The sequence below is a fragment of the Pseudofrankia saprophytica genome, from assembly GCF_000235425.2.
Taxonomy (GTDB): domain Bacteria; phylum Actinomycetota; class Actinomycetes; order Frankiales; family Frankiaceae; genus Pseudofrankia; species Pseudofrankia saprophytica.
The window spans coordinates 5,161,550-5,173,515 of the sequence record NZ_KI912266.1 but is presented as its reverse complement, the minus strand read 5'-3'; the positions used below and the strand labels follow the sequence as shown (position 1 = coordinate 5,173,515).

Here is an 11,966-nt window from a genome sequence, read left to right as displayed (position 1 = left end):
CTCGGGCCGGCGCCGTACCCGGCCGGTCGCCGACGGACCGGTCGACGAAGGAGGACCGCCGATGACGCGGCTGAGCGCCCGTGACCTCACCCTGGCGTACGACAACCGGGTCGTGGCCCGCGAGCTGGGGATCGACATCCAGGACGGCGCGTTCACCGTCATCGTCGGCCCGAACGCCTGCGGCAAGTCGACACTGCTGCGCGCGCTCGTTCGCCTGTTGCGCCCGCAGGCCGGCGCGGTCCACCTCGACGGCGCGCTGATCTCGTCGTACTCGACGAAGGAGGTCGCCCGCCGGCTCGGCCTGCTGGCCCAGTCGGCGACCGCGCCGGCCGGCATCACCGTCGCCGACCTCGTCGCCCGTGGCCGCTATCCGCACCAGCGGCTGCTGCGGCAGTGGTCGCGGGAGGACGAGCGGGTCGTGGCCGAGGTGATGGCCAGGACCAACGTCACGGAACTCGCCGACCGGCTGGTCGACGAGCTGTCCGGCGGTCAGCGCCAGCGGGTGTGGCTCGCGATGGTCCTCGCCCAGCGGACGCCGATCCTGCTGCTCGACGAGCCGACGACGTTCCTGGACATCGCCCACCAGGTCGAGGTGCTGGACCTGTGCGCCGACCTGCTCGCGGACGAGGGGCACACGCTGGTGGCCGTGCTGCACGACCTCAACCAGGCCAGCCGGTACGCCGATCACCTGGTGGCCATGCGCGATGGGCGGATCGTCGCCCAGGGGCCGCCGGCCGGGGTCGTCACCGCCGACCTCGTCGCGGACGTCTTCGGCCTGGACTGCCGGGTCATCGACGACCCGGAGTCGGGGACGCCGCTGGTGATCCCGGTGCACCGGGATCGGCGCCGCGGTCCGGTCACGGTGGACGAGGCCGTGGAGGCGACCCCGGTGGCGGCGGTGGATGCGGTCGGGGTGCCGAGCGTCGCGGGTGCGTCGAGCGGACCGGCCGGACCGGCCGGACCGGTCACGGAGGCGAGCTGACCCGTCGACATGGGTTGACTGCCATGTAAATATTAAGTTAGCTATACCTAAGTTTCTCGGGCAGGTAACCGCTGCTCGCTGTCTCCGATCATGCGGGCCGCGGGCTGTCGACCTCGCCCGCCTGCAGCCGCGCCCAGCGGCTGGTCGGATGGCGCGGGCTCGATCCGGTCAGGACGGTGCGGGGTTGGACAGCACGGCGGGCATCCGACTGCTGAGGGCGCAACTGCGGGCACGACGCCGCGAGCTGGCTCTCGGCGGGATGGCGACGGTCGTCCAGCAGGCCGGGATGCTCGCCCTCCCGTGGGGGATCCAGCGCGCCCTCGACCGGGGCATCACCCCGCGTTCGGTGCACGGCACGCTCGTCTGGGCCGGGCTGACGGCGCTGGTCGCCGTCGTGTTCATGCTCGGCGCCGCCGGCGGGCAGTGGTGGTCAGGCCGGGCCGCCAACCGCGTCGCGCACACGCTGCGCGCGGCGTTGGTCCAGCGCGTGTCCGCGTTCGACCGCCCCGCGCTGGCCCGCTACGGGCACGGCGACCTGGCCACCCGGGTGACCCGGGACGTCGACCTGGTCCGGCTGTGGGTGCAGAGCCTCGCCATCTGGGTCCGCATCGTCGTGACCGTCCTGGTCGTCCTGCCCGCCTTCGCCCTGCTCTCCTGGCCGCTGCTCGTCGTGGGCGTGGTGACCATCCCGCTCGTGGCGCTCGCGAACGCGTACTTCCCGAGCCGGTTCGACGCGGCGAACGAGAAGCTCTCCGGCGCGTTCGCCGCCCGGGCCGACGCCGTGGACGACCTGCTCTCGGCCAGCGCCGCGGTGCGCGGCATCGGCGGCGAGTCGGCCCTCGTCCGCCGCCACCACGACCGCAGCGCGGTGCTCACCACGCACACCATGGCGGCCGCGCGCGTCTCGGCGTCGTGGACGGCCATCCCGCCGGCGGTGCCCCGGCTCTCGATCGCGGCCGGGCTGGCCGTCGGCGGGTTGGCGGCGCTGCGCGGCGACCTCACCATCGGCGGACTGGTCGCCTTCACCTCCTGGATGACGACCCTGACGCTGGCCGTCACGGTCGCGGTCGATCTGCTCTCCCAGCGGGGCCAGGCCCGGGTCGCGGCCGGGCGCATCGCCGAGGTCCTGGACACCTCGGTCGAGGACGACGACCCGGCCGACGCCGAGACCCCGCCGCCGCGCGGCTCGCTGCGCGCCACCGCCGCGACCGCGCACCGCGACGGGCGCCGGGTGCTCGGCCCGGTCGACCTGCGCGTCGAGCCGGGCGAGTTCGTCGCCGTGACCGGCCCGACGGGCAGCGGCAAGTCCACGCTCGCCCACCTGCTGTGCCGGCTGGAGGACCCGGCGACCGGCGCGGTCGGCCTGGGCGGCGTCGACCTGCGCCGGGTCTCCCGCCTCGAGCTGTCCCGCCGGATCGGCCTCGTGCCGCAGCGGCCGCTGATCCTCGCCGGCACCGTCGCGGACAACCTGCGGGTCGGCCGCGAGATCGAGCTCGGCAAGCTGCGGGCGGCGTGCGAGGTCGCCGCCGTCGACGACTTCGTGATGAGCCTGCCCGACGGCTACGACACCGAGCTCGGCGAGCGCGGGGCGTCCGTGTCCGGCGGCCAGGGGCAGCGACTCGCGCTGGCCCGCGGGCTGGTCGGCCGCCCGGACGTCCTCATCCTCGACGACGTCACCGCGGCCGTCGACGCCGCGACCGAGGCCACGATCCTGCGCCGGCTGCGGGCGTGGTCGCCCGAGTCCGCGCTCGTCGTGATCTCCCATCGCCCGTCCGTCCTCGCCGCCGCCGACCGCGTGCTGCGGCTGACGGCGGACGGCACGCCCGCGCCCTCCGACGGCACGCCGCGGCCGGGGCCGGCACGGGAATCCGTGCCGGCGGGGGAGCAGGGCGACGACGAGACCGTCGGGGTGGGAGGCGGGAATGGCTGAGGTCCGGGTGCTGGCCGACGAGCCGTCCACCGCCGGGGTGTTCCGGCGGTTCTGGCCCTACCTGCGGCCGCACCGGGCGATCCTGGCCGGCGCGGTGCTAGCGAGCCTGGCGAGCACCGCGGCGGTGGTGGGCATCGCCCCGGTGATCGGCGCGGGTGTCGACGCCGTGACGGCCGGCGACCGGGGCCGGCTGTGGTGGGCGGTCGTCCTGATGGCCGGGCTCGTCGTCGCCCGGATGTTCCTGCTGCGGTGGTCCGAGGTGCTGCTGTCGGCGGCCGGGGAACGGACGATCCGCGGCCTGCGCGACCTCGTCGTCGAACGCCTCGCCGGCGCGCCGCTGCGCTTCATCGAGGCGCACCGGACGGGCGACCTGCTGCGCCGCTCGACCGGTGAGATCTCCGACCTGACCCTCTTCCTGCGCGACCAGCTGCCCAACCTGATCGGCATGAGCCTCACCGTCGTCCTGACCACAGTGCTGCTGCTGGTCTACTCGTGGCTGCTCGCGCTGCTGCTCCTCGTGTTGTTCGTGCCGGTCGCGTTCGTGGTCGTGACCTGGTTCAACCGGGGCGCACCGGCGGCGTTCGGCCGGCAGGCGGCGGCGGACGCGGCGATGACCGCGACCTTCACCGAGTCGCTGGGCGCGCTCGAGGCGCTGGTGGCGCCGGGCCGGCCGGACGAGTGGGTCCGCCGGTTCAGGGCGGACAACGACGAGCTACTGCGGGCGGGTGACCGGACGATCGCCGTCCAGAACCGCCTGGAGCTGTTCGGGATGATCGAGGGCCTGGCCACCGCGGCGCTGCTGCTGCTGAGCGTCTGGCTCGTGCGGGCGGGGCACCTGGGCGTGGGCACGGTCGTCGTGTTCGTGGTCGCGACCCGCAACCTGTTCGAGAGCTGGCTCACCCTCGCGGGGCTGGCCGGGCAGGCCCAGCTGGCCCGGGTGGGCCTCGCCCGTCTGACGGACCTGCTCGAGACGCTGCCGCCGGCCGCCGCGACCGGCCACGCCGAGGCGCCCGTGTACATCGAGACGGCCAGATCCCTCGAGGTGTCGGGGTCGGACGGGCCGCCGGGGCGGGGGAGCGACCTGCCGGCGCGTGGCGACCTGGTCGCGGACGGGGTGAGGTTCGGCTACGTCGACGGCGCGGACGTGCTGCGCGGCGTCTCGGTCACCTTCCCCGCCGGGGACCGGGCCGGCCTGGTCGGCGCCACCGGATCCGGCAAGACCACGCTGGCCAAGCTGCTGGCCGGGCTCTACGAGCCGGACGTGGGGACGGTGCGCTACGGCGGCGTCGACCTGCGCTCCGTCCCGCCGGAACGGGTCCGGTCGCGGATCGTCCTCATCCCCCAGCAGGTGCACATCATCACCGGCACGCTGGCCGAGAACCTGGCACTCACGCCTGGCGCGCCGGACCGGGCGGCGATGGAGCGCGCGGTCGAGCTCCTCGGCCTGGCGGACTGGGTCGCCCGGCGGCCGGGCGGGCTGGACGCGGACCTGGGCGCGCGCGGGGACCGGCTGTCGGCGGGCGAGCGGCAGATCGTCGGGCTGCTGCGGGCCGCGCTGGTCGACCCGCCGGTGCTGGTGCTCGACGAGGCGACGGCCGACCTCGACCCGGACATCGCGCGCCGCCTGGAGACGGCCGTCGAACGCTTCCGGCCCGGCCGGACCCTGATCGTGATCGCGCACCGGCCGACCACCATCGAGCGCCTGCCCCGGGTCGTGCGGGTCGAGGCCGGCCGGCTGAGCTGACCCGGCTCGGCGAGCCGGAGCTACAGGAATCCGGACCCACAGGGGTAGACGAATGTGGCGATTTTAGGTAAGGATTACCTAAAGTAAAGCGAGCCTAAGTCGCGGGCTGAGACTCAGCGGGCAGAGATCCAAGGAGACGGGCACCTCATGTCGACCAACCCGTTCGATGACGAGATGGGCAGCTTCTACGTCCTGGTCAACGCGGAGGGCCAGCACTCGCTGTGGCCGACGTTCGCGCCGGTGCCGGCGGGCTGGACGACCGTGCACGGGGCCGCGAGCCGGGCGTCCTGCCTGGAGTACGTGGAGGCCAACTGGACGGACCTGCGTCCGGCCAGCCTGATCGCCCGGATGGAGGCCGACCGCCCGGCCTCGCTCGCCGTCCACGCCAGCCGCGACGGCGTCGAGTCCGGTACGTCGCGATGACGGCTCCGGTGGTCTACCGCGAACGGACGGTGCCCGGAGTGGGCGACCCGCTCGCGGCGGCGGCCCGGTTCGCCCGCGGCGCGGCCGCTCCGGTCACCGTGTACGAGCAGGACGGCGAATGGCGCTGCGGCTCGGGCGCCCTGGCCGAGATCGTCCTGTACTGGGACGAGATCCGCTACCGGACGGACGGCGGCTGGCGGGTGGAACCGGTCGAGGGCTCCCCGCTGCGCGCCCTCGCCCGCGTCCTGTCGGTCCTGCCGATCGCGGACTGGCGGGCGTGCGGCTGGGCCGGCTTCGAGCTCGGCCCCCGCGAGCTCGGGCTGCCCGGGCCGGTCAGCGCCGACCCGCTCGCCCATCTGGTCATCCCGGCCCGCGAGGCGCGGCTGTCGGCGACCGGCGCGCTGCTGCGCGCGGCCGACCCGGCCGACCTGGACGCCCTGGCCGCGATCCTGACCGGCGCGGACGCCGCCGTGGCGGGCGAGGCCCGGCCGCTGGCCGACCTTGAGCACGACGCCGACGAGTACCGGCGCACGGTCGCGCGTGCCGTCGAGGACATCGCGGCCGGCCGGATCCGCAAGGTGATCGCCTCCCGGGTCGTCCCGGTCGAGGGCGAGATCGACCTGGTCGCGACCTACGAGCTGGGCCGGCGCGGCAACACGCCCGCCCGGTCCTTCCTGGTCGACCTGGCCGGTGAGCGCGCGATCGGCTTCAGCCCGGAGACCGTGGTCGAGGTCAGCGCCGACGGCCGGGTCTCCAGCCAGCCGCTGGCCGGCACCAGGGCGCTGCTCGGCGACGACGGCGACGCGGGCCGGCGCGACGACCTGCTGCGCGACCCGAAGGAGATCTACGAGCACGCGGTGTCGGTACAGGCGGTCCAGGACGAGCTGCGGCCGCTGTGCGCGCCGGGCACGCTGGTCGTGGACGAGTTCATGAACGTCCTGGAGCGGGGCAGCGTCCAGCACCTGGCCTCGCGGGTCAGCGGCCGGCTCGTTCCCGGCAAGGACGGCTGGGACGCGCTGGCCGCCGTCTTCCCGTCGATCACGGCGACCGGCGTGCCGAAGGACGCCGCGTGCGCCGCGATCCGCGGCTACGAGCCGCGGCAGCGCGCCCTCTACAGCGGCGCCGTGATCAGCGCGACCTCGGACGGCGCCATCGACGCCGCCCTCGTCCTGCGCACGGTGTTCCAGCGCGATGGCCGTACCTGGCTGCGCGCCGGCGCCGGCATCGTCGGGGCGTCGCGCCCGGAGCGGGAGCTGGAGGAGACGCGCGAGAAGCTGCGCAGCGTCAGCCGCTTCCTCGTGCCGGCCCGGCCGCCCGTGGCGCCAGCGCCGGCCGCGGTCGCCCCCGGCTCGGGGCTGGTCGGTTCGGTGGCGGCAGAGGACCTCGAGGCGTTGCGGCGCGCCGTCGCCGAGCTGCTGGAGGAGGACCCGGCGGCGCTGGGGGACCAGGACAACCTGTTCGAACTGGGCCTGGAGTCGATCGCCCTGATCAAGGCGATCGGGCAGTGGCGGCGGGCCGGGATCGAGGTCAACTTCGCGGAGCTGGCCGAGACCCCGACCCTCGACGGCTGGTTCAAGCTGCTGACCAGCCGGCGGCCCTCGGCCCCGCCGCGGACCGAGGCCGAGGCCGGGACCGGGACGACGCCGGCGGCCGTCGGGCCAGTGGGTTCCGCGGCGGCGGAGCCCGAGGCCGGCGCCGAGTTCCCGCTGGCGCTCATGCAGCACGCCTACTGGGTCGGGCGCGCCGCGGGCCAGACCTACGGGGGCGTCGCCGCCCACATCTACACCGAGTTCGACGGGAGCGGCCTCGAGCCGGCCCGGCTGTCGGCCGCGATCGAGCGGCTCGTCGAGCGGCACGAGGCCCTGCGTACCCGGATCACCGACAACGGCGGCCAGGTCGTCGAGCCGGTCTCCGGCTGGCGCGGGCTGACCGTCCACGACCTGCGCGACCTCGACGAGGACACCGCCACCGCCCGGCTGGCCGCCGTCCGCGACGCACTGTCCCACCAGATGCTGGACATCGAGCGGGGCGAGGTCTTCTCGACCGCGCTCAGCCTGCGGCCCGGCGGCGCGACCCGGTTCCACCTCGACGTCGACATGGTCGCCGCGGACGCCGTCAGCTACCGCGTGCTGCTCGCCGACCTGGCCGACCTGTACGAGCGCCCGGACGACGTCGCGCCCCCGCTGGCCTACAGCTACCGCCGCTACCGGGCGGAGCACGGCGCCGCCCGTCCGGAGGCGGTGACCCAGGCCCGTGCCGCCTGGCTCGACCGCCTGCCCAGCCTGCCGGGCGCGCCCCAGCTCGCGCTCGCGTCGACCCCGGTGGCGACCGGAGGCACCGGCGAGCCAGCCACACCCGGCGACCCGGCGGCGGTGCCGCGCGTGTCCCGGCGCCACTTCCAGCTGCCGCCGTCGGCCCGGGAGGCCCTCGGCCGCGCGGCCCACCAGCGCGGCGTGACCCCGGCGATGGCCGTCGCGACCGCGTTCGCCGAGGTCCTCGGCGGCTGGAGCGCGCAGCCGCGGTTCCTGCTCAACGTCCCGCTGTTCGACCGCGAGCAGCTGCACCCCGACGTCAACCGGGTCGTCGGCGACTTCACCAGCTCGGTGCTGCTGGAGATCGACCTGACCGACAGCGTGCCGTTCGTCGACCGCAGCCGCCAGGTCCAGGCCCGGCTGCACGCCGACGCCGCCCACGCGGACTACTCCGGCGTCGAGGTGCTGCGCGACCTGGGCCGCCGCCACGGCGAGCCGGTGCTGGCGCCGGTCGTGTTCACCAGCGCGCTCGGCCTCGGCGAGTTGTTCGACGCCCCGGTGCGCCGGGAGTTCGGCCAGCCGGTGTGGATCATCTCGCAGGGCCCGCAGGTGCTGCTGGACGCCCAGGTCACCGAGCTCGACGGCGGGCTGCTGGTCAACTGGGACATCCGCGAGGGCTCCTTCGCGCCCGGCGTCGTCGACGCGATGTTCGCGGCGTTCGAACGGCTCGTGCGCGACCTGGCCGACCTGGGCTCGGCGAGCAGCGCGGGCGGCGGGGCCTGGGACCAGCCCGTCGACGGCCTGCTCGACGAGTCCACCCGGGCGGTGCGCCGCCGAGTCGCGGCGACGGCCGGGCCGGCGTCTACCCGCCTGCTGCACGAGGGGTTCTTCGCGGCGGCGCGGAGCCGTCCCGACGCGCCCGCCCTGCTCTGGGACGAGCCGGCGTCCGCGCCTGGAGCGGCCCGGAGCCGCTCGCTGTCCTACGGCGAGCTCGCCGAGCGGGCGACGGCCGTGGCCGGCGCGCTGATCGCCCGCGGCACCCGGCGCGGCGAGCTGGTCGGCGTCAGCCTCCCGAAGGGGCCGGACCAGGTCGTCGCCGTTCTCGGCGTGCTCGCGGCCGGAGCGACCTACGTGCCGGTCGGCGTGGAACAGCCGCCGGCCCGGGTCGCGCAGATCGCCGCGACGGCCGGGCTGCGCACCGTCATCGCGCTGCCGGCCGGCCAGGAATGGCCGGCCGGCGTGACCCCGCTGCGCCTCGACGACGCCCGCGAGGCCGCCCCGCGCGGCGCGCTCACACTGGGCGCGGCGGACGATCCCCACCGCCTGGACGAACCCGCCTACGTGCTGTTCACCTCGGGTTCGACCGGCCAGCCCAAGGGCGTCGAGGTCGGTCACCGGGCTGCGATGAACACCATCGACGACCTGATCGACCGCCTCGGGCTGGGCCCGGCGGACCGCACGCTGGCCGTCTCGGCCCTCGACTTCGACCTGTCGGTCTTCGACGTCTTCGCCCCGCTGTCCTGCGGCGGCGCCGTCGTGATCGTCGACGAGGAGTCCCGGCGCGAGGCCACCCGGTGGGCCGAGCTCATCGCCGGCGGCGTCACGATCCTCAACTGCGTGCCGGCCGTGCTCGACCTGGTCCTGTCCACCGGCGTGCCCCTGGGCCACAGCCTGCGCGCGGTGCTGCTCGGCGGCGACCGGGTCGGCGTGGATCTGCCGGGCCGGCTGGAGGCGGCCGTCCCCGGCTGCCGGTTCCTGGGCCTCGGCGGCACGACCGAGACCGCGATCCACTCCACCGTGTGCGAGGTCGCCGGGGGCGGCCCGGTGCCGCCCGAGTGGCGCTCGGTGCCCTACGGCACGCCGCTTCGCAACGTCGCGCTGCGCGTGGTGGACGCCCTGGGCCGCGACTGCCCCGATCACGTGGCCGGCGAGCTGTGGATCGGCGGCGCCGGCGTCGCGCGCGGCTACCGCGGCGACCCGGAGCGCACCGCCGACCGGTTCGTCACCCACGAGGGTGCCCGCTGGTACCGCACCGGCGACCTGGCCCGCTACCAGTCGGACGGCACCGTCGAGTTCCTCGGCCGCCGCGACCACCAGGTCAAGATCAAGGGATTCCGGGTCGAGCTCGGCGAGATCGAGGCGGCGCTCGGCTCGGTGCCCGGGGTCCGGGCCGGGGTGGCCGCGCTGACCCCCGGCGCCGCCGGGCGCCCGCCCGCGCTCGGGGCGGTCGTCGTCCTGACCGCGGGGACCGACGAGGCGCGGGCACAGGGGGCGGTTCAGGCGGGCCTGCGGGCGCTGTTGCCGCCGCACATGGTGCCCGACCGCGTCGTCGTGGTGGCCGAGCTCCCGCTGAGCGCCAACGGGAAGATCGACCGGCGCGCCGTCGGCACGCTTCTGGAGCGCGAGCAGGCCGGCCCCCGCCCCGCCTCGGCGCCGGCGCGGTCGGACCTGGAGCGGGTGATCCAGAGCGTCTGGCGGGAGGTGCTGGACGTCGGCGAGTTCGGGGTAGACGAGGAGTTCTTCGCCCTCGGCGGCGACTCCGTGCTGGCCACGTCCGTCGTGGCGCGGCTGCGCGAGGAGCTCGACACCGGCGAGGTGACGGTGCGGATGGTCTTCGGCGCGCCGACGGTGGCGGGGCTCGCGGACGGCATGCGCGCGGCCGAGGCCACGCCCGGCCGCCTCGACCGGGTCGCGGCGATCGCCTGGGAGATCGCCGCGCTCTCCGACGACGAGATCGAGGCCCGGCTCCTCGACGTGGCCGAGCAGGCCGACGCGCCCGAGCAGGTCGACGATGCTGCGCGGACCGATCAGGCCGAGCAGGTAGGCGCCGCCGACGTCGCCGGGACGCAGCGGTGAGCGCCCCGCCGGTCACCGACCTCACCGCCCAGCCGGACGCGGCGGACGGCTGGGTCCGCTGGCCGGAGGAGTTCGCCCGCCGCTACGTGTCCGAGGGCTACTGGGACGGCGGCCCGCTGGGCGACCGGCTCCGGGACTGGGCCGCCCGGTCCGCCGCGGCCACGGCCGTCGTGGCCGGGCCGGCGTCACGCCCGGTCCGGCTCTCCTACGCCGAGCTCGACCAGGCCGCGGACGACCTGGCCGCCGGGCTCACAGAGCTCGGCATCGCCCCCGGCGACCGCGTCCTGGTCCAGCTGCCGAACCGTGCCGAGTTCGTGGCGCTGCTGTTCGCGACGCTGCGGCTCGGCGTCATCCCGGTGCTGGCGCTGCCGGCGCACCGCCGGGTCGAGATCGAGCACCTGGCCCGGCTGTCCGGCGCCGTCGCCTACGCGGTCCCGGACACCCACGAGGGTTTCGACCACCGCGTGCTGGCGGGGGAGATCGCGGCGACGGTCCCGTCCGTGCGCCGCGTCCTCGTGGCCGGCGAGGCCGGCGAGTTCACCGGCCTCGACGCGCTCGCGGCGGCCGGCGCCGCCGCGCGGGCCGACGGCCGGGCCGCGACGCCGCCCGCTCCCGACCCGGCCGGCGTCGCGGTGCTGCTCATCTCGGGCGGCACGACCGGCAAGCCCAAGCTGATCCCGCGCACCCACTGGGACTACGCGTACAATGCGGCGGCCAGTGCCGAGCTGTGCGGGCTTACCGCCGAGGACACCTACCTGGTCTCGCTGCCCGCGGCGCACAACTTCCCGCTGGCCTGCCCCGGGATCCTCGGCGCGCTCGGCGTGGGGGCGACCGTGGTGATGGCGAGCTCGCCCAGCCCGGACGTCGCCTTCGACCTGATCGCGCGGGAGCGGGTCACGGTGACCGCCCTGGTGCCGGCGCTGGCGCGGATCTGGGTCGACGCGGCCGAGTGGGAACGGCCTGACACCTCCAGCCTGCGCCTGCTGCAGGTGGGCGGCGCGCGGCTGGACGCCGAACTGGCCCGGCGCATCCCGCCGGCCCTCGGCGCGGGCGTCCAGCAGGTCTTCGGCATGGCCGAGGGGCTGCTGAACTACACCCGCCTGGACGAGGGCGACGAGCTGGCCTTCACCACCCAGGGCCGTCCGCTCGCGCCGGCCGACGAGATCCGGATCGTCGGCGCCGACGGTGCCGACGTCGCTCCCGGCGAGGTCGGCGAGCTGTGGACCCGCGGCCCCTACACCCTGCGCGGCTACTACCGGGCCGCCGAGCACAACGCGACGGCCTTCAGCCCGGACGGCTTCTACCAGAGCGGTGACCTGGTCCGGCGGACCCCCAGCGGCAACCTGGTCGTCGAGGGCCGGATCAAGGACGTCGTCAACCGCGGTGGCGAGAACGTCTCCGCCGGCGAGCTGGAGCAGCACCTGCTCGCCCACCCGGCGATCGCGCAGGCCGCCGTCGTCGCGGCGGCCGACGAGCAGGTCGGCGAGAGCGTCCGCGCGGTCGTCGTCCTGGCATCCGGGGCGACGCTCACCCTCAAGGCGCTCAAGGCGTTCCTGCGCGAGCGCGGGCTGGCCCGCTTCATGCTCCCCGACCTGCTCACGGTCGTCGACGCGCTGCCGCTCACCGCGGTCGGAAAGATCGACAAGCGGGAGCTGCGGCACCGCCTCGGCTAGCGCCGCCCCGGGCCGGCGCCGTCAGGGCGCCGGCCCACTTGGCGCGCCCGGCGCCCTCCTCACCAGCCGCACCGTGTTCACCAGCCACACCGTGTTCGCGCTCGTC

At 75.7% G+C, this 11,966-nt stretch carries 6 protein-coding genes and 1 pseudogene; all 7 read left to right on the top strand.

Annotated features, from left to right (window positions below):
* Nucleotides 1-61 precede the first annotated feature (61 nt).
* The 7 genes and pseudogenes from FRCN3DRAFT_RS0221765 (at nt 62) to FRCN3DRAFT_RS0221740 (ending at nt 11,860) form a co-directional block, all read left to right on the top strand.
* Complete coding sequence (locus tag FRCN3DRAFT_RS0221765) at nt 62-982, top strand: ABC transporter ATP-binding protein (RefSeq protein WP_007509283.1); 921 nt, start codon at nt 62-64, stop codon at nt 980-982.
* Nucleotides 983-1,166: 184 nt separating this feature from the next.
* Nucleotides 1,167-2,912: an ABC transporter ATP-binding protein gene (locus FRCN3DRAFT_RS45640; RefSeq protein ID WP_007509285.1), complete on the top strand. Its 1,746-nt coding sequence runs from the start codon at nt 1,167-1,169 to the stop codon at nt 2,910-2,912.
* Nucleotides 2,905-3,729: pseudogene (locus tag FRCN3DRAFT_RS57830) on the top strand (ABC transporter transmembrane domain-containing protein); the annotation flags it as partial. The gene FRCN3DRAFT_RS45640 and the pseudogene FRCN3DRAFT_RS57830, both read left to right, overlap by 8 nt.
* A gap of 3 nt (nt 3,730-3,732) precedes the next feature.
* Nucleotides 3,733-4,656, top strand: a complete 924-nt coding sequence (locus FRCN3DRAFT_RS57825; protein WP_425343350.1) for an ATP-binding cassette domain-containing protein — start codon at nt 3,733-3,735, stop codon at nt 4,654-4,656.
* 147 nt (nt 4,657-4,803) lie between these two features.
* Entirely contained in the window at nt 4,804-5,079 is a 276-nt protein-coding gene (locus FRCN3DRAFT_RS0221750; protein ID WP_007509287.1) for an MbtH family protein, read from the top strand.
* On the top strand, nt 5,076-10,187 hold the full coding sequence (locus FRCN3DRAFT_RS45635) for a salicylate synthase (protein WP_007509288.1): 5,112 nt from the start codon (nt 5,076-5,078) through the stop codon (nt 10,185-10,187). Before FRCN3DRAFT_RS0221750 ends, FRCN3DRAFT_RS45635 begins: the two co-directional genes overlap by 4 nt.
* Nucleotides 10,184-11,860: a (2,3-dihydroxybenzoyl)adenylate synthase gene (locus FRCN3DRAFT_RS0221740; RefSeq protein WP_007509289.1), complete on the top strand. Its 1,677-nt coding sequence runs from the start codon at nt 10,184-10,186 to the stop codon at nt 11,858-11,860. Before FRCN3DRAFT_RS45635 ends, FRCN3DRAFT_RS0221740 begins: the two co-directional genes overlap by 4 nt.
* The last annotated feature ends 106 nt before the right edge of the window (nt 11,861-11,966 follow it).